Origin of the sequence: Massilia sp. GER05, assembly GCF_052056005.1 — a bacterium.
GTDB lineage: Bacteria > Pseudomonadota > Gammaproteobacteria > Burkholderiales > Burkholderiaceae_D > Telluria > Telluria orientalis.
This window is the reverse complement of sequence record NZ_CP178858.1, coordinates 1,837,412-1,853,502: the sequence shown is the minus strand read 5'-3', so window position 1 is coordinate 1,853,502 and position 16,091 is coordinate 1,837,412. Positions and strand designations below refer to the sequence as shown.

The following is a 16,091-nucleotide window of genomic DNA, read 5'->3' as shown; positions in this document are numbered from 1 at the left end:
TGTTGCGTCCGGTCAGGAAAGATATATGTTCGGGTAGTAGCGCTCCATCAGCGTGTCCGGACGCTCGGACGGCGCAAAGCCGAAGCGGGCAAACAGGCTGTGCGCGTCGTTCGTGTTGAGGGTGAACCGGCGCATGCGCTGCAGGCTCGGATGCTCCATGACGATACGGATCAGCTGCTTCGCATAGCCGCGCCCGCGGTACTCGGGCACGACGAAGACGTCGCACAAGTGCGCCATCGTCGCATAGTCGGTGATGACCCGCGCGAACGCGATCTGGCGGCCGTCGAGGTAGCCGCCGAAGCACAGCGAATTCTCGATCGAGCGCTCGACCACGGTACGCGAGATGCCGACGGCCCAGGTCGACTGCTCGCTGAGGAAGCGGTAGATCATCGGAATATCGAGCCGCGTCCGGTCCGTGCTGACCTGGAAACTGGAATCGTTGGTGGTTGGAATCATGGACACGCCAAACCGTCAATCTGGTAAAAAAACCAATTCTATCCCCGTTCCGGTCCGCATGGACGTTTCCGCCAATCGTGCGTGCATGAACCGTTCAGCGCCTGGGCAAATAGCGCTCCGGCAGGCGCACCCACGCGTCCTCGGCGCGCCACAGCAGGCTCACGATCCACCAGCGCTTGCCGTCGTGGTACAGCTGGATGCTGTTGATGCCGCGCTGGAACGGTTCGGCGTCCCCGCGCATGCCGCGATTCGTACGTACTGAACACGTGGACGATCTGGCCGCACGTCTCCGTGCTGCGAACAGCGAGCGCATCCGGTCCCAGTCGCCTGTTGCCGAGCATACGCCCCGCCCACGATCGCCATCGCCGCCATCCAACCCATCCCGTGTCGTGCCGCCATGTCCGTATCCCGTCGTTATGTCATGGGTGCCAAGCACAACGACATCATCGGACAATTGCGGATGCAAGTCACCGGGGCGCAATCGCCGGGCGTAAGTCTGCACAGTTTATAATCAGGAAATCCAAGAACATCCCGTCACCCGTCTCCCATCATGACTGATCAATTTGCCAAAAAAGCGGAAGCCTGGTCGGCCCGCTTCTCCGAACCCGTCTCCGACCTCGTCAAGCGCTACACCGCGTCCGTCTTCTTCGACAAGCGCCTGGCCCTGTTCGACATCCAGGGTTCGCTCGCCCACGCCGAGATGCTGGCTGCCCAGGGCATCATCAGTGCCGCAGACCGCGCCGAGATCGAGCGCGGCATGGCGCAGATCCGTGGCGAAATCGAAGCCGGCCAGTTCGAGTGGCTGCTCGACCTGGAAGACGTGCACCTGAACATCGAAAAACGCCTGACGGAACTGGTCGGCGATGCCGGCAAGCGTCTGCATACGGGCCGTTCCCGCAACGACCAGGTGGCGACCGACATCCGCCTGTACATGCGCGCCGCCATCGACGACATCCTCGCCCTGCTGAAAGGCCTGCGCGGCGCCCTGACCGACCTGGCGGAACGCAACGCGGACACCATCATGCCGGGCTTCACGCACCTGCAGGTGGCGCAGCCGGTGACCTTCGGCCACCACCTGCTCGCCTATGTGGAAATGTTCGGCCGCGACGCCGAGCGCATGGCCGACACGCGCCGCCGCGTGAACCGCCTGCCGCTGGGTGCCGCCGCCCTGGCGGGCACCACCTTCCCAATCGACCGCCTGCGCGTGGCCAAGACCCTCGGTTTCGAAGACGTCTGCCACAATTCGCTCGACGCTGTGTCTGATCGCGATTTCGCCATCGAGTTCACGGCAGCCGCATCGGTCTTGATGATGCACATCTCGCGCATGTCGGAAGAGCTGGTGACGTGGATGAGCCCGCGCATCGGCTTCATCGACATCGCCGACCGCTTCTGCACCGGCTCGTCGATCATGCCGCAGAAAAAGAACCCGGACGTGCCGGAACTGGCGCGCGGCAAGACGGGCCGCGTCTACGGTCACCTGATGGGCCTGCTGACCCTGATGAAGGGCCAGCCGCTCGCGTACAACAAGGACAACCAGGAAGACAAGGAACCGCTGTTTGACACCGTCGACACCGTGCTGGACACCCTGCGCATCTTCACCGACATGGCATCCGGCATCACGGTCAAGCCCGACAACATGCGCGCGGCCGCCCTGCAGGGCTATGCGACGGCGACCGACCTGGCCGACTACCTCGTCAAGAAGGGCCTGCCGTTCCGCGACGCCCACGAAGCCGTGGCGCATGCCGTGCGCGCGTGCGACGACGCCAACTGCGACCTGTCGGAGATGTCGCTGGAGCGCCTGCGCGAGTTCTCGCCGCTGATCGAGCAGGACGTGTTCGCCGTGCTGACCCTGGAAGGCTCCGTCGCGGCGCGCGACCACGTGGGCGGCACGGCGCCGAACCAGGTGCGCGCGGCCGTTGCCCGTGTCCGGGCACAATTGGCGTAGAGTGGGCGGCCCTCGGCCCACGCGTGACGTTTGCGTTATGTTGGCGTCACGCGTGGGCACGGGGTGCCCACCCAACATGTTGGGAGGGCAGCATGCAACGCTACGGCAACCAGAACCGCGAATCCGGCGTCGTCGCCTACGACATCGACGCCGGCCAGATCATCGTCCAGTTCAGGAACGGCGACCGCTATCTCTACACGGAAGACAGCGCCGGCGCCACCAACATCGCGCGGATGCAGGACCTGGCCAGGGCCGGCCGCGGGCTGTCGAGCTTCATCAGCCAGCACGTCCACGACCGCTACGCCCGCAAGATCCATTCGCGCCGACAGTAACCTACAAGAAAGATCCATGACTGCAACGCCAGCCCTGCCCCAACGCGATTTTTCCGCCTTCCTGTTCGACATGGACGGCACCATCCTCACTTCCATCAAGGCCGCCGAGCGGGTCTGGGGCGACTGGGCCGCCAGCCACGGGCTCGACGTTGCCGCCTTCCTGCCCACCATCCACGGCAAGCGCACCGAGGAAACCATCCGCGCGCTGGAACTGCCCGGCGTCGACCCGGTGGCGGAAGCTGCGCGCATCACCATGGCCGAGATCGAGGACGTGACGGGCATCGAAGCCATCGCGGGCTGCGCCGACTTCATCGCCAGCCTGCCGGCCGGGCGCTGGGCCATCGTCACGTCCGCGCCGCGGGCGCTGGCCGAAGCGCGCATCGCCGCGGCCGGCCTGCCGTTGCCGGCCGTGCTGGTGGCCGCCGAGGACGTCGAACGGGGCAAGCCCGCGCCCGATCCTTTCCTGCTGGGCGCGCGCAAGCTGGGCGTGAAGCCGGAAGACTGCCTCGTGTTCGAAGACACGCTGGCCGGCCTGCGTTCGGCCGCCGCCGCCGGCATGGACAGCATCGTCGTGACGGTCACCCATGCGCACCCGCTCGACACGGATGTCACCGCAGTCCTCGACTATGCGGATCTGCGCGCCGTGACGACGGCCGACGGCCTGCTGCGCGTGCAGCGCCGGACTTGACGGCGACGAGGCCCCGCTAGCGGGGCTCGTCCGGCGCAATGCCGGCCTGCTCCCCGTGGTCGGCCCGGAACACCCGCGGGTCCAGCGTCTTTTCGTCCGTTTCGATAGCTGCGCCTTGCGCCGCAGCCGGCATGGCCGACGTGCGCGTGTCACGCTTGGGATACGGCGTGCCATCGCGGTGGGAATAGCTGTCGGTCTTGCCGTCGTACACGAGGTCGATGTCCGGATACTGGGCCCGGTCCTCTGGAATGCGCGAGCCCACGCACAGGAACAGCGCATTGCCCCAACCCCGGTTGATGAGCTGGTGGCCGTTCGGCCGCCCGGCCGGGAAGGCCGCGCAATCGCCCGCGCGCATCAGGGTCTCGCCTTCGTCCGTGACGAGCGTCAGCTCGCCGGAGACGACCATCACGAATTCGTCCTCGTGGCTGTGCCAGTGGCGCTGCGACGAGGCGGCGCCGGGCAACAGTTCGACGAGGTTGACGCCAAACTGCGTCAGGCCGCCGGCATCGCCCAGCGCCTGCTTGCTGCGGCCGTTGACGGCTTCGGCAAAGGGATCGGGATACCCGGTACCGGTCAGCACGGGAATACTGCTCAGGTCTAGCCGCGACATGGATCATCACTCCTTATCAGGTTTGCGCGCGGCCTTGGCCCTTCCTCAGCCGCGTTTTTGCACCAGCGTCAGGATATCGTAACTTGCGACGAGTTCGTCGTTCTGATTCGTCACCTGGACGTCCCACGCCACCACGCCCTGCCCGCGCCCCTGGTCGTCCGTGCGGTTGCGGTCGACCTTGCGCTTGCAGGTGAGGCGCGCGCGGATCGTGTCGCCGATCGCCACCGGCGCCACGAAGCGCAGGTTGTCCAGGCCATAGTTCGCCAGCACGGGGCCGGGCGCCGGCGACACGAACAGGCCCGCCGCCGCCGACAGCACGAAGTAGCCGTGCGCGATGCGCTTGCCGAACTGCGTGTCCTTGGCCGCGATCTCGTCGAAGTGCATGTAGAAATAATCGCCCGAGACGCCGCCGAAGTTGACGATGTCCGCCTCGCTGACCGTCCGGCGGTGCGTCAGCAGCGAGTGGCCGATCTCCAGGTCTTCGAAATAGCGCCGGAACGGGTGCACCTCCGATTCCTTGACTGCCGCGCCGCGCACGTATTCGCCCGTGACGGCCGCCAGCATCGTCGGTGAACCTTGCACCGCCGCCCGCTGCAGGAAGTGTTTGACCGCGCGGATACCGCCGAGTTCCTCGCCACCGCCAGCGCGGCCCGGCCCGCCATGCTTGAGCATCGGCAACGGCGAGCCGTGGCCCGTGGAGTCCACGGCCGCGACGCGGTCGAGGATGTGCACGCGGCCGTGCGACGCCGCCGCGACGGGCACCGCATGCGCCGCGATGGCCGGGTCCTTCGTCACCAGCGTGGTCACGAGGCTGCCCTTGCCGCGCGCGGCCAGCGCCAGCGCTTCGTCGATGTCGCGGTAGGTCATCATCGTGCTGACGGGGCCGAACGCCTCGATGTCGTGCACGGCGTCGCTGGTCATGCCGTTGCGGCACAGCAGCAAGGTGGGCGCGAAGAACGCGCCGGCGGCAACGCCTTCGCCGACGGGATTGAAACCGTCGCGGGCGCTGAACAGCACCTCGTTGCCGCGCGCAAGCATCTCGACGCGCTCGCTGACGTCGCGCTGCTGGTCCAGCGACGCCAATGCCCCCATGCGCACGCCCTCGACCTTCGGATTGCCGACGACGATCTTCGCGAGGCGCGCGCGCAGGCGCTCGCCGACGACGTCCGCCAGGTGCTCGGGCACGATCACGCGGCGGATCGCCGTGCACTTCTGGCCCGCCTTGCCCGTCATCTCGCGCGCCACTTCCTTGACGAACAGGTCCAGTTCCTCGTCGTCGGGCGTGACGTCCGGCGCGAGGATGGCGGCGTTCAGCGAATCCGCCTCCGCCGTGAACGGCACGGATTCGCGGATCAGGTTCGCGTTGCCGCGCAGCCTGGCAGCCGTGTCGGCGGACCCGGTGAACGTCACGGCATCGAAGCCGTTCAGGCGGTCCAGCAGGTCGCCCGTCGAACCGATGACGAGCTGCAGGCAGCCCTCCGGCAGCAGTTCCGACTCCATCATCATCTTGACCACCGCATGCGTGAGATAGCTGGTGGCGGTGGCCGGCTTGGCGATGCAGGGCATCGCGGCGAGGAAGCTCGGCGCGAATTTCTCCAGCAGGCCCCAGATCGGGAAATTGAAAGCGTTGATGTGGACGGCGACGCCGCCGCGCGGCACGAGGATGTGCGTGCCCGCGAAGCCGCCGCGCTTGCCGAGCGCCATGGCCGGCCCTTCGTGCAGCACGTTCGACGACGGCAGCTCGCGCCCGCCGATGCTGGCGTAGGCGAACAGCGTGCCGATACCGCCTTCGACGTCGACCCAGCTGTCGGGCCGCGTGGCGCCGGTCAGGTGCGAGATCTCGTACAGCTCTTCCTTCCGCTCCATCAGGTACGTCGCCAGGGCTTTCAGACGCTGGGCGCGCTTCTGGAAGTCCATCTTCATCAGCGCCTGCACGCCCGTCTTGCGGGCATACGTGACGGCTTCGCCGAAGTCGATACTGTCGGCGTGCGTGTGGTAGATCAGCTGGTTGTCCAGGGCGCTGTGCAGCGGCTGGTGCGCTTCGGTGCCGAGCCAGCGGCCGGCGATCAGGCTTTGCAGGGTGGGGGTCATGTCTTGTCTCCTCACTTCATCTCGTTATGCGACTTCGGTACGTAAATTGGATCCCCGCCTGCGCGGGGACGACGTATCATTTGGCATTGGCCTCAAACCGTCGCCCCTGCGCAGGCAGGGGCCCAAGTCTGCGTGCGTCGACGCGGCTACTTTTTCGGCTTGTGCGGCTCGTCGAACACGATACGTTGCCGGTCCGGTTCCACTTCCGTCAGCGCCTCGACTTCCCGCATCGTGCGCATCGACCGCACGTTCAAATCGTGGTACTGCCGCGTGCCATAGCTCTTCCACGCGATCTCCTCGTCCGACACGGCCCGCACGATCTTCGCCGGCGCGCCCAGCACGAGGCTACGCGGCGGGATCGCCATGCCCGCCTTCACGAACGCCGCCGCGCCCACGATGGATTCCGCGCCGACGACGGCCTTGTCCATCACGACCGCATTCATCCCGACCATCGCGTTCCTTCCCACGCGGCAGCCGTGCAGCACGGCGCCGTGGCCGATGTGGCCGTCCACTTCGACGACCGTGTCGTCTTCCGGAAAGCCATGCATCACGCACGTGTCCTGCACGTTCGCGCCCTCTTCCAGGATCAGCCGCCCGAAGTCGCCGCGCAGCGACGCCAGCGGCCCGACATAGCAGCGCGGACCGACGATCACGTCGCCGATCAGCACCGCCGTCGGGTGCACGTACGCCGTCGGGTGCACGACGGGACGCAGTCCGTCGATTTCATAGACCTTTACCATCTCACACCCGTTCCAAGATCAATGCGATGCCTTGACCCACACCAATGCACATCGTGCACAGCGCATAACGCCCGCCCGTGCGGTGCAACTGGTTGACGGCCGCCGTGACGAGCCGCGCGCCCGATGCGCCCAGCGGATGGCCGATGGCGATCGCGCCGCCGTTCGGGTTCACGTGCGCCGCGTCGTCCGGCAGCCCCAGGTCGCGCAGCACGGCCAGGCCCTGCGACGCGAACGCTTCGTTCAGTTCGATCACATCCATCTGGCCGATGCTCAGGCCCGTCATGGCCAGCAGTTTCTTCGTCGCGGGCGCGGGGCCGAAGCCCATGATGCGCGGCGCCAGGCCCACCGTGGTCATGCCGACGATGCGGGCACGCGGCGTCAGCCCGAATTCATCGATAGCCGCACCGGATGCCACCAGCACGGCACAGGCGCCGTCGTTGACGCCGGACGCGTTGCCCGCCGTGACCGTGCCGTCCGGCGTCACGACGCCTTTCAGACGGGCCAGCGATTCCAGGGTCGTTTCCGGGCGCGGGTGCTCGTCCGTGTCGAATACACGCGCATTACCTTTCTTGTCATGCAAGGTCACGGGCACGATCTCGTCGTTGAACACGCCGGCCGCCTGTGCCGCCGCCCAGCGCTGCTGGCTGCGCAGCGCGAACGCATCCTGGTCGCCGCGCGCGATGCCGAAGTCGCGCGCCACGTTTTCCGCCGTCTCGGGCATCGAGTCGATGCCGTATTGCGCCTTCAACTTCGGGTTCACGAAGCGCCAGCCGATCGTCGTGTCCTCGATCTTCGCCGTGCGCGAAAACGCGCTGTCCGCCTTGGCCATCACGAACGGCGCGCGCGTCATGCTTTCCACGCCACCGGCAATGACCAGGTTCGCCTCGCCCGCGCGGATCGCGCGCGCGGCGCTGCCGACGGCATCCAGGCTGGAGCCGCACAGGCGGTTGATCGTGGAACCCGGCACAGACGGCGGCAGGCCCGCGAGCAGCGCGGCCATGCGCGCGACATTGCGGTTGTCCTCGCCGGCGCCGTTCGCGCAGCCGTACAGGACGTCGTCGACCCGCGCCCAGTCCACGCCTGGATTGCGGGCGATGAGCGCGGCGATCGGCAGCGCGGCCAGGTCGTCCGCACGCACGCCGGACAGGGCGCCGCCGAAGCGGCCGAACGGGGTGCGGATGGCGTCGACGATGAATGCGTCAGTCATGAAAATCTCCTCAGTTGTTCTTGGGCCGCTTGTCGACCACGCGGCGCGCCTTGCCCGTCAGCGAGCGTTCGATGCCTTGCGCGGGCAGCAGGGTGACGGTCGTCGTCACGCCGATATACGTCTTGATGCGGTGCTGCAGCTCGCGCGCCAGCGCATCCACGCTGTCCGCACCTTCTTCGCGCAGCTCGCAATGGACGGCCAGCGCGTCGAGGTGGCCGTCGCGCGTGACGACGAGCTGGTAGTGCGGCGCCAGCGCCGGCATCTGCAGGATCTGTTCCTCGACCTGGCTGGGGAACACGTTTACGCCGCGGATGATCAGCATGTCGTCCGAGCGGCCGTTGATGCGGCCCATGCGGCGCATCGAGCGTGCCGTGGGCGGCAGCAGTTTCGTGAGATCGCGCGTGCGGTAGCGGATGATCGGCAGCGCTTCCTTCGTCAGCGACGTGAACACCAGCTCGCCTTCTTCCCCGTCCGGCAGCACCTCGCCCGTGTCCGGGTCGATGATCTCGGGGTAAAAATGGTCTTCCCAGATCACGGGGCCATCCTTGCTTTCGATGCATTCGCTGGCGACACCGGGACCCATCACTTCCGACAGGCCATAGATGTCGACGGCGTCGATGCCGGCACGTTCCTCGATCTCGCGGCGCATGGCGTCCGTCCACGGCTCGGCGCCGAAAATGCCGACCTTGAGCGACGACGCGGCCGGATCGAGGCCCTGGCGCTTGAATTCCTCGACGATGTTCAGCATGTACGACGGCGTTACCATGATGATCGAAGGCTTGAAGTCCTGGATCAGCTGGACCTGCTTTTCCGTCTGCCCGCCCGACATCGGCACGACCGTGCAGCCGAGACGCTCGGCGCCGTAGTGGGCACCGAGGCCGCCCGTGAACAGGCCATAGCCGTAGGCGATGTGCACCATGTCGCCGGGCCGCCCGCCCGCCGCGCGGATCGAGCGTGCGACGACGCCGGCCCACGTGTCGATGTCACGCTGCGTGTAGCCGACGACGGTCGGCTTGCCCGTCGTGCCGGACGACGCGTGCACGCGCACGACCTGCTCGCGCGGCACGGCGAACAGGCCGAACGGATAATTGTCGCGCAGCGTCTTCTTGTCCGTGAACGGGAATTTCGCCAGGTCGGCCAGCGTTTTCAGGTCGTCCGGATGCACGCCCGCCTCGTCGAACGCGCGGCGGTAGTGCGGCACGTTGTCGTAGGCGTGCCTCAGGCTCCACTTCAGCCGTTCCAGTTGCAGGGCCTGCAGTTCGGCGCGGCTGGCGCGCTCGATCGGATCCAGCTCGCCCGGTTGCGGAATGCGTTGCACCATCGTTGTCTCCTCCGTTTACATATCCACGACGTGGCCCGCGACGCGGTGCGACTTTCCGCGGAACAGCGCGACCTTGCGCCCGTCCTGGTCCGTCACGACGACGTCGTAGACACCCGTCTTGCCGGCCAGCGCCTGCTCGACCGCTTCGGCCACGAGCACGTCGCCCGCGCGACCAGGCGCGAGGTAGTCGATCGTGCAGCCGGCACCCACGGTATTCAAATTGTGCGAATTGCACGCGAATGCGAACGCGCTGTCGGCCAGCATGAAGATGTAGCCGCCGTGGCAGGTACCGTGGCCGTTCAGCATGTCCTCGCGCACCCGCATGCGCATGCGCGCATAGCCGGGGCGGATGGCGTCGAGCGTCATGCCCAGCGCCTGGCTGGCCGCATCGCGTTCATACATCGTCTTGCCGGCCAGTTCGGCCAGCGCTTGCGGATCATTGGGCATGGATGCGCGCTCCGGCGGGGTTGGCGGCGAGCTTGCGGCGCAGCAGCGGCGACACGCGGTAGCGGTCCTCGCCATACGTCGCGCCGAGGTTGGCCAGCACGGTGAACACGTGACGCAGGCCGATCGCATCGGCCCACGCCAGCGGACCGCGCGGGTAATTCACGCCCTTCTGCATCGCGATGTCGACGGCCGCCGCCGAGCACACGCCCTGGTTGACGGCATCGAGCGCTTCGTTGGCCAGCATGGCGACGGTGCGCATCACGGCCATGCCCGGCACGTCGTCGAGGCGCGTCACCGTGAAGCCGGCCTGCTGGAACAGGGCGACGGCGGCGTTCCACGCGGCGGCGCTGCACTGGTCGGCGCGGGCCAGCGCGATGCGCGTGGCCTTGGCCGGGTCGAGCAGCAGGTCGAACAGGATCGTGTCCGGGCGGCCTTCATCCGCCGCACGCTGCGTGGCGCTGCGGCCGTCGGTCAGGAAGATCGTGGCGGGGCCCTCGGCCACGTGCAGGCGCGCTTTCAGGGCTTGGGTCACCGGATCGGCGCCGCCAAGCGTTGCGTGTTCGGCGCCTTGCTGCGCGGGCTCCGCCTGTGCCTGCGGCGGCGCCACGTCATCGCCGTAGCGGTAGAAGCCGCGGCCCGTCTTGCGCCCCAGGAAACCGGCATTCACCAGCTCCTGCTGCACGACGGACGGCGCGAAGCGCGGGTCGCCGTAATAGGCGTTGAACACGGATTGCGTGACCGAATAATTGACGTCGTGGCCGATCAGGTCCATCAGCTCGAAGGGGCCCATGCGGAACCCGCCGCAGTCGCGCATCACGGCATCGATCGTGGCCGGATCGGCAGCCCGTTCCAGCAGCAGGCGCAGCGCCTCCGCATAATACGGGCGCGCCACGCGGTTGACGATGAAGCCCGGCGTGGACTTCGCGTGCACAGGGCTCTTGCCCCAGGCGGCGGCCGTCGCATGGACGGTATCGGCGGCGGCCTTGTCGGTGGCGACACCGGAGATCACTTCGACCAGCGCCATCAGCGGGACCGGATTGAAGAAGTGCATGCCGACGAGGCGCTCCGGGCGTTTCAGTTGTGCGCCGATGGCCGTGACGGAGATCGACGACGTGTTCGTGGCGAGGATGCAGTCCGGCCCGACGATGCCTTCCAGGTCGGCGAACAGCGCACGCTTGGCGTCGAGATCCTCCACGACGGCTTCGACCACCAGCGCGGCATCCTTCGCTTCATCGAGCGCGCGCATCGCGTGGATGCGCTCGCGCGCGAGATCCGCTTCCGCCGCGCCCATGCGGCCTTTTTCGACGAGCCGCGCGAGGGCCTTGCCGATCCCGGCGATGGCCTTTTCGACGGCCTCCGGGCGCGTATCGAACAGCTGCACGGTGTGCCCGGCGACGGCCGCCACCTGGGCGATGCCGGAGCCCATCGCGCCGCTTCCGACGACGGCGACGACGCTGTTTTTCTCCAATGCCTGGGCCATGCTTACTCCCCCTTGAACGCGGGCTGGCGCTTGGCGATGAACGCGGCGACGCCTTCGCGGTAATCGTGGCTGTAGCCCAGTTCGCGCATCATCTCCGCTTCCAGCTGCAGCTGCTGTTCCAGCGTATTGCCCCAGCTTTCCTGCATCGCCCGCTTCGTGAATGCGAGACCCTTCGTCGGCGCCGTGGCGAAGTGGCGGGCCAGTGCCAGCGCCTCGTCCATCAGCGACTCGTCCGGCACGCAGCGCCAGATCAGGCCCCATTGTTCGGCCTTCTCGGCCGGCAGCTTGTCGCCCAGCAGGGCGAGACCCATGGCACGCGCGGGACCGAGCAGCCGGGGCAAGGCCCACGTGCCGCCCGTGTCCGGGATCAGGCCCAATTTGCAGAACGCTTCGATGAACGATGCCGACTGTGCCGCCAGCACGATGTCGCACGCGAGCGCCAGGTTGGCGCCGGCGCCGGCGGCCACGCCGTTGACGGCGCAGATCACGGGCAGTGGCAGGCTTTTCAGCGTGAGCACGAGCGGGGCATAGAATTTTTCGACGGATTCGCCCAGGTCGACGCCCGGCGCGCCCGGCTCCACGGCGCGGTCGTTCAGGTCCTGGCCGGCGCAGAAGCCACGGCCGGCGCCCGTCAGCAGCAGCACGCGCACGGTCTTGTCTTCCTCCACGCGCTTCAACGCGTCACGCACCTCCAGGTGCATCGCCTGGGTAAAACTGTTCAGGCGTTCGGGGCGGTTCAGGGTGAGCGTGGCGATGCCCTGCCCGATCGTGAACAGGATGGATTCGTAGGTCATGGTGTCTCCTCGTTCTCAATTCCGTCATTCCCGCGCAGGCGGGAATCCATACTGAGCATCCGACGCCGATTCAGCATGGGTCCCCGCCTTCGCGGGGAGTCGTTTCCGGCAATGCAGGGAACGACGGAGGGGTGTTTATTCGACCACGTCGAAATCGACGACAATCTTGTCCGTCACCGGGAAGCTCTGGCAGCTCAGCACGAAGCCGCGCGCGACCTCGTAGTCTTCCAGCGCGTAGTTGACGTCCATGTCGACCTGCCCCTCGCGCACCTTGCAGCGGCACGTCGAGCACACGCCGCCCTTGCACGAGTAGCGCATGTCGATGCCTGCGCGCAGGCCGGCGTCGAGGAGCGACTCCTTGTCGCGGTCCATCGTGAAACTGGCATGGTTGCCGTCCATGATCACGGTGACTTCGGTCAGGTGGTGCGCTTCGGCCGCTGCCTGGCGGCGCGGCTTGCGCGGCTCTTGCGCGGCGCCGGCGGCGAACAGCTCGATGCGGATGCGCTCCTTCGGCATGCCCGCTTCCTGCAGCGCGGCGGACACGCCATGCATCATGTCTTCCGGACCGCAGATGAACGCGTAGTCGACGTCTTCCACGCGCAGCCAGCGCTGGAACAGCTGACGGCATTTGTCCTGCGTGATGCGGCCGTTGAACAGCTCGATGTCCTGCTGCTCGCGGCTCATCACGTAGACGAGGTTCAGGCGTTCCAGGTACTGGTCCTTCAGCTCGGCCAGCTCGTCGCGGAAGATCACGGACGACGACGCGCGGTTCCCGTACAACACGGTGAAGCGGCTGTGCGGCTCGGCGATCAGGGTCGTCTTGACGATGGAAAGGATCGGCGTGATGCCGCTGCCGGCCGCGAAGGCCAGGTAGTGGCGGCGGCTGTCCGGTTCCAGCGGCAGGTTGAAGCGGCCTTCCGGCGGCATCACGTCGAGCGTGACGCCGGGCCGGATGCACTCGTTGGCCCAGGTCGAGAACAGGCCGCCTTGCACGCGCTTGATGGCGACGCGCAGGCGGTCGTCCTGCACGGCCGAGCAGATCGAATAGGAGCGGCGCACGTCCTCGCCGTCGATCATCGCGCGCACTGTCAGATGCTGGCCCTGGCGGTAGCGGAAGGCCTCGCGCAGCGGCGGCGGGACGTCGAACGTGACGGCGATCGCGTCGCGCGTCTCCTGCTTCACGTGCGCCACGGTCAATGGGTAGAACTTGCTCATGTGGGCCTCAATGGCATTTGAAGTAGTCGAACGGCTCGCGGCAATCGAGGCACTGGTAGAGCGCCTTGCACGGCGTGGAGCCGAACTGGCTGGTGAGACGGGTGTGCATCGAGCCGCAGCGCGGGCAGGCCACGTCGGGCTGCTGGATCGCATGGCGCTTCACGCCGCGCGCCAGGCCGCTGATGTCGATCACCTGCTGCACCGGCGGCGCGATGCCGTAGCCCTTCAGCGCGGCCTTGGCGGCATCGCTCATCCAGTCCGTCGTCCATGCGGGCGACAACCGGGTGACGATGCGCAGGCGGTCCACGCCGCGTGCACGCAAGGCCTTGCCGATGTCCTCGGCGATGACTTCCATCGCGGGGCAGCCGGAATACGTCGGGGTGATCGTGACGACGCATTCGCCGTCGTCGGCCACCGTCACATCGCGCACGATGCCCAGGTCCACGACGGAGATCACGGGAATCTCCGGATCCGGGACCTCGCCCAGCCAGGACCAGACCTGGCCGGCCGTGATCGGTGACGAGGCCGCGGTCATCACCATTCCACGCCCGGGTAGGCGCGCTGCAGGAACTGCATCTCGGCGAGGATGTAGCCGAGGCGCTCCGTGTGCCGGCCCTGCTTGCCGCCGCGCTGGACATAGGCATCCACGGGCGGCATCGTCAGCGTCGCCTCAATCAGCACCTCGGCCACGTGGGCCAGGAATGCGTCGCGCAGCGGTTCCGCGGCCGGCGCGACGCCCTGCGCGACCATGGCCTGGTCGACGTCGTCGTAGATGAACATCTCGCCGGCGTAGGTCCACAATTCGTCGAGCGCATCCTGCATCTTGCGGTGGCTGACGTCCGTGCCGTCGCCCAGGCGCACGACGAGGTCGCCGCTGCGGCGCAGGTGGTACGTCACTTCCTTGATCGATTTTTCCGCGATCTCTCCGATGCGGCGGTCGCTGGACGACAACAGGCCGCGCATCAGGAAGTAGTGCCACGTATCGAACAGGAACTGGCGCGTCAGCGTCTGCGCGTAGTCGCCGTTCGGCTGTTCGACGAGCAGGCAGTTGCGGAAGTCGCGGGTGTCGCGCAGGTAGGCGAGGCGGTCCTCGTCGCGGCCGTGGCCTTCGATCTCGCCCGCATACGTGAGCCACATGCGGGTCTGGCCCAGCAGGTCGAGGGCGACGTTGGTCAGCGCCATGTCTTCTTCCAGCGCCGGGCCCTTGCCGCACAGCTGCGACAACTGCTGCGACAAGATCAGCGCGTTGTCGCCCTGGCGCAGGAGGTATTCGAACTTGTTCGCGTCCATGACGCCGCTCACAGGTTCTTGACGTCTTCCGGCATCGGGAAGAACGTCGGGTGGCGGTAGACCTTGCTGTTCGACGGCTCGAACAGCGCGTCCTTGTCGGCCGGACTGGACGCGACGATGTCGGCGGCCTTCACCACCCAGATCGACACGCCTTCGTTGCGGCGCGTGTAGACGTCGCGCGCGTTGTTGATCGCCATCCCGGCATCCGGCGCGTGCAGGCTGCCCACGTGTTTGTGGGCGAGGCCGTGCTGGCTGCGGATGAAGACTTCCCACAGGGGCCATTCCTTGCTCATTGCTGTCTCCATTAGAGCCGTCGTCCCCGCGGAAGCGGGGATCCATGCTGAATCGGCTTCGGATGCTCAGTATGGATTCCCGCGTGCGCGGGAATAACGGAGGTGAATTGTTATGCGGCGGCCTTCTTTGCGGCCTGCTTGTCCGCGTGCGCGACGAGCGCCTCGCGGAACCATGCGCCATCCTCGTACGCCTTCACGCGCGTGCGCAGCCGGTCCTTGTTGCACGGCCCGTTGCCCTTGAGGACGTTATAAAACTCGTCCCAGTCGATCTCGCCGAAATCGTAATGGCCCCGTTCCTCGTTCCATTTGAGGTCGGGATCGGGAATGGTGAGACCGAGGAACTCGGCCTGGGGCACGGTCTGGTCGACCATACGCTGGCGCAGCTCGTCGTTCGAGAACAGCTTGATGCGCCAGGCGGTCGACTGGGCACTGTTGACGGATTCCGCGTCGGACGGGCCGAACATCATCAGGGAAGGCCACCACCAGCGATTGAGGGCATCCTGCGCCATCGCCTTCTGCTCGGGGGTGCCCTGCGCGAGCTTCATCATGATGTCGTAGCCCTGGCGCGCGTGGAACGACTCTTCCTTGCACACGCGGATCATCGCGCGGGCATACGGACCGTACGAGCAGCGGCACAGCGGGATCTGGTTGATGATCGCGGAGCCGTCCACCAGCCAGCCGATGGCGCCGATGTCGGCCCAGGTCAGGGTCGGGTAATTGAAGATGCTCGAGTACTTGGCCTTGCCCGAGTGCAGCGCGGCCAGCAGTTCGTCGCGCGACACGCCCAGCGTCTCGGCCGCGCTGTACAAATACAGCCCGTGGCCGGCCTCGTCCTGGATCTTCGCCAGCAAAATCGATTTGCGCTTCAGCGTGGGCGCGCGCGTCACCCAGTTACCCTCCGGCAACTGGCCGACGATCTCGGAATGCGCGTGCTGGGAAATCTGGCGGATCAGCGTCTTGCGGTACGCCTCGGGCATCCAGTCCTTGGCTTCGATCTTCACGCCGGCGTCGATGCGCGCCTGGAACGCCTGCTCTTCCTCGCTCATGTCGGCGCGGGTCTGGACTTGTTTCAGGCCGGTTTCCACCATCTGGGCATACATGGCTGGTCTCCCTGGGTTCTGTGTCGATTCATAATACGATACACTAATGACGATGTATAGCGAAATTTTGAATCATATTGAG

General features: G+C 66.8%; 18 protein-coding genes. 3 read left to right on the top strand and 15 right to left on the bottom strand.

Annotated elements, in window-relative coordinates; genetic code table 11:
• Window positions 1-12: 12 nt before the first annotated feature.
• Together ACL58G_RS08370 and ACL58G_RS08365 are read right to left on the bottom strand one after the other, a co-directional pair.
• Window positions 13-456, bottom strand: a complete 444-nt coding sequence (locus ACL58G_RS08370; RefSeq protein ID WP_413339232.1) for a GNAT family N-acetyltransferase — start codon at window positions 454-456, stop codon at window positions 13-15.
• Window positions 457-550: 94 nt separating this feature from the next.
• Entirely contained in the window at window positions 551-697 is a 147-nt protein-coding gene (locus tag ACL58G_RS08365) for a hypothetical protein (RefSeq protein WP_413382069.1), read from the bottom strand.
• A 309-nt stretch (window positions 698-1,006) separates the two neighbouring features.
• On the opposite strand from ACL58G_RS08365, the gene argH reads away from it, so the two are divergent.
• From argH to ACL58G_RS08350, 3 genes are all read left to right on the top strand, one after another.
• Window positions 1,007-2,401, top strand: a complete 1,395-nt coding sequence (gene argH, locus ACL58G_RS08360; RefSeq protein ID WP_440966279.1) for an argininosuccinate lyase — start codon at window positions 1,007-1,009, stop codon at window positions 2,399-2,401.
• 92 nt (window positions 2,402-2,493) lie between these two features.
• Window positions 2,494-2,733 carry a hypothetical protein gene (locus ACL58G_RS08355; protein WP_440966277.1) on the top strand — a complete coding sequence of 80 codons (240 nt, stop codon included), beginning with the start codon at window positions 2,494-2,496 and terminating at the stop codon, window positions 2,731-2,733.
• A gap of 16 nt (window positions 2,734-2,749) precedes the next feature.
• Window positions 2,750-3,421, top strand: coding sequence for an HAD-IA family hydrolase (locus ACL58G_RS08350; RefSeq protein WP_440966276.1), 672 nt, complete (start codon window positions 2,750-2,752; stop codon window positions 3,419-3,421).
• A 16-nt stretch (window positions 3,422-3,437) separates the two neighbouring features.
• Here the strand turns inward: ACL58G_RS08350 and ACL58G_RS08345 are convergent, their stop codons facing one another.
• The 13 genes from ACL58G_RS08345 to paaA form a co-directional block, all read right to left on the bottom strand.
• Window positions 3,438-4,031 (bottom strand): cupin domain-containing protein, encoded by a 594-nt coding sequence (locus tag ACL58G_RS08345; RefSeq protein WP_440966274.1) that lies wholly within the window; start codon window positions 4,029-4,031, stop codon window positions 3,438-3,440.
• Between the two features lie 45 nt (window positions 4,032-4,076).
• Window positions 4,077-6,122, bottom strand: coding sequence for a phenylacetic acid degradation bifunctional protein PaaZ (paaZ, locus tag ACL58G_RS08340; RefSeq protein WP_440966272.1), 2,046 nt, complete (start codon window positions 6,120-6,122; stop codon window positions 4,077-4,079).
• Between the two features lie 146 nt (window positions 6,123-6,268).
• Window positions 6,269-6,862, bottom strand: coding sequence for a phenylacetic acid degradation protein PaaY (paaY, locus tag ACL58G_RS08335; RefSeq protein ID WP_413382053.1), 594 nt, complete (start codon window positions 6,860-6,862; stop codon window positions 6,269-6,271).
• A 1-nt stretch (window position 6,863) separates the two neighbouring features.
• Window positions 6,864-8,069 carry a 3-oxoadipyl-CoA thiolase gene (pcaF, locus tag ACL58G_RS08330; RefSeq protein WP_440966271.1) on the bottom strand — a complete coding sequence of 402 codons (1,206 nt, stop codon included), beginning with the start codon at window positions 8,067-8,069 and terminating at the stop codon, window positions 6,864-6,866.
• Between the two features lie 10 nt (window positions 8,070-8,079).
• The gene (gene paaK, locus ACL58G_RS08325; protein WP_440966268.1) at window positions 8,080-9,390 is read right to left on the bottom strand and encodes a phenylacetate--CoA ligase PaaK; all 1,311 of its coding nucleotides are present in this window, start codon (window positions 9,388-9,390) and stop codon (window positions 8,080-8,082) included.
• Between the two features lie 15 nt (window positions 9,391-9,405).
• Window positions 9,406-9,837 carry a hydroxyphenylacetyl-CoA thioesterase PaaI gene (gene paaI / locus ACL58G_RS08320; protein ID WP_413382044.1) on the bottom strand — a complete coding sequence of 144 codons (432 nt, stop codon included), beginning with the start codon at window positions 9,835-9,837 and terminating at the stop codon, window positions 9,406-9,408.
• Entirely contained in the window at window positions 9,827-11,317 is a 1,491-nt protein-coding gene (paaH, locus tag ACL58G_RS08315; RefSeq protein WP_440966266.1) for a 3-hydroxyacyl-CoA dehydrogenase PaaH, read from the bottom strand. Before paaH ends, paaI begins: the two co-directional genes overlap by 11 nt.
• A gap of 2 nt (window positions 11,318-11,319) precedes the next feature.
• Entirely contained in the window at window positions 11,320-12,111 is a 792-nt protein-coding gene (gene paaG, locus ACL58G_RS08310) for a 2-(1,2-epoxy-1,2-dihydrophenyl)acetyl-CoA isomerase PaaG (protein ID WP_440966264.1), read from the bottom strand.
• A gap of 135 nt (window positions 12,112-12,246) precedes the next feature.
• Complete coding sequence (gene paaE, locus ACL58G_RS08305) at window positions 12,247-13,326, bottom strand: 1,2-phenylacetyl-CoA epoxidase subunit PaaE (protein ID WP_440966262.1); 1,080 nt, start codon at window positions 13,324-13,326, stop codon at window positions 12,247-12,249.
• Between the two features lie 7 nt (window positions 13,327-13,333).
• Window positions 13,334-13,861: a 1,2-phenylacetyl-CoA epoxidase subunit PaaD gene (paaD, locus tag ACL58G_RS08300; protein ID WP_440966260.1), complete on the bottom strand. Its 528-nt coding sequence runs from the start codon at window positions 13,859-13,861 to the stop codon at window positions 13,334-13,336.
• Window positions 13,861-14,616 (bottom strand): 1,2-phenylacetyl-CoA epoxidase subunit PaaC, encoded by a 756-nt coding sequence (paaC, locus tag ACL58G_RS08295; protein ID WP_440966258.1) that lies wholly within the window; start codon window positions 14,614-14,616, stop codon window positions 13,861-13,863. Before paaC ends, paaD begins: the two co-directional genes overlap by 1 nt.
• 8 nt (window positions 14,617-14,624) lie before the next feature.
• On the bottom strand, window positions 14,625-14,909 hold the full coding sequence (gene paaB, locus ACL58G_RS08290; RefSeq protein ID WP_056124395.1) for a 1,2-phenylacetyl-CoA epoxidase subunit PaaB: 285 nt from the start codon (window positions 14,907-14,909) through the stop codon (window positions 14,625-14,627).
• A gap of 110 nt (window positions 14,910-15,019) precedes the next feature.
• Window positions 15,020-16,009 (bottom strand): 1,2-phenylacetyl-CoA epoxidase subunit PaaA, encoded by a 990-nt coding sequence (gene paaA / locus ACL58G_RS08285; protein WP_440966256.1) that lies wholly within the window; start codon window positions 16,007-16,009, stop codon window positions 15,020-15,022.
• Window positions 16,010-16,091: the final 82 nt, after the last annotated feature.

What these genes read in the sequence shown, in the direction of transcription:
- argH (WP_440966279.1), top strand. Translation starts at nt 1,007, where the DNA reads ATGACTGATCAATTTGCCAAAAAAGCGGAAGCCTGGTCGGCCCGCTTC.
- paaH (WP_440966266.1), bottom strand. Translation starts at nt 11,317, where the DNA reads ATGGCCCAGGCATTGGAGAAAAACAGCGTCGTCGCCGTCGTCGGAAGC.
- ACL58G_RS08350 (WP_440966276.1), top strand. Translation starts at nt 2,750, where the DNA reads ATGACTGCAACGCCAGCCCTGCCCCAACGCGATTTTTCCGCCTTCCTG.
- ACL58G_RS08355 (WP_440966277.1), top strand. Translation starts at nt 2,494, where the DNA reads ATGCAACGCTACGGCAACCAGAACCGCGAATCCGGCGTCGTCGCCTAC.
- paaD (WP_440966260.1), bottom strand. Translation starts at nt 13,861, where the DNA reads ATGACCGCGGCCTCGTCACCGATCACGGCCGGCCAGGTCTGGTCCTGG.
- paaI (WP_413382044.1), bottom strand. Translation starts at nt 9,837, where the DNA reads ATGCCCAATGATCCGCAAGCGCTGGCCGAACTGGCCGGCAAGACGATG.
- paaE (WP_440966262.1), bottom strand. Translation starts at nt 13,326, where the DNA reads ATGAGCAAGTTCTACCCATTGACCGTGGCGCACGTGAAGCAGGAGACG.
- paaY (WP_413382053.1), bottom strand. Translation starts at nt 6,862, where the DNA reads ATGGTAAAGGTCTATGAAATCGACGGACTGCGTCCCGTCGTGCACCCG.
- paaB (WP_056124395.1), bottom strand. Translation starts at nt 14,909, where the DNA reads ATGAGCAAGGAATGGCCCCTGTGGGAAGTCTTCATCCGCAGCCAGCAC.
- paaZ (WP_440966272.1), bottom strand. Translation starts at nt 6,122, where the DNA reads ATGACCCCCACCCTGCAAAGCCTGATCGCCGGCCGCTGGCTCGGCACC.
- ACL58G_RS08365 (WP_413382069.1), bottom strand. Translation starts at nt 697, where the DNA reads ATGCGCGGGGACGCCGAACCGTTCCAGCGCGGCATCAACAGCATCCAG.
- ACL58G_RS08345 (WP_440966274.1), bottom strand. Translation starts at nt 4,031, where the DNA reads ATGTCGCGGCTAGACCTGAGCAGTATTCCCGTGCTGACCGGTACCGGG.
- pcaF (WP_440966271.1), bottom strand. Translation starts at nt 8,069, where the DNA reads ATGACTGACGCATTCATCGTCGACGCCATCCGCACCCCGTTCGGCCGC.
- paaA (WP_440966256.1), bottom strand. Translation starts at nt 16,009, where the DNA reads ATGTATGCCCAGATGGTGGAAACCGGCCTGAAACAAGTCCAGACCCGC.
- paaC (WP_440966258.1), bottom strand. Translation starts at nt 14,616, where the DNA reads ATGGACGCGAACAAGTTCGAATACCTCCTGCGCCAGGGCGACAACGCG.
- ACL58G_RS08370 (WP_413339232.1), bottom strand. Translation starts at nt 456, where the DNA reads ATGATTCCAACCACCAACGATTCCAGTTTCCAGGTCAGCACGGACCGG.
- paaK (WP_440966268.1), bottom strand. Translation starts at nt 9,390, where the DNA reads ATGGTGCAACGCATTCCGCAACCGGGCGAGCTGGATCCGATCGAGCGC.
- paaG (WP_440966264.1), bottom strand. Translation starts at nt 12,111, where the DNA reads ATGACCTACGAATCCATCCTGTTCACGATCGGGCAGGGCATCGCCACG.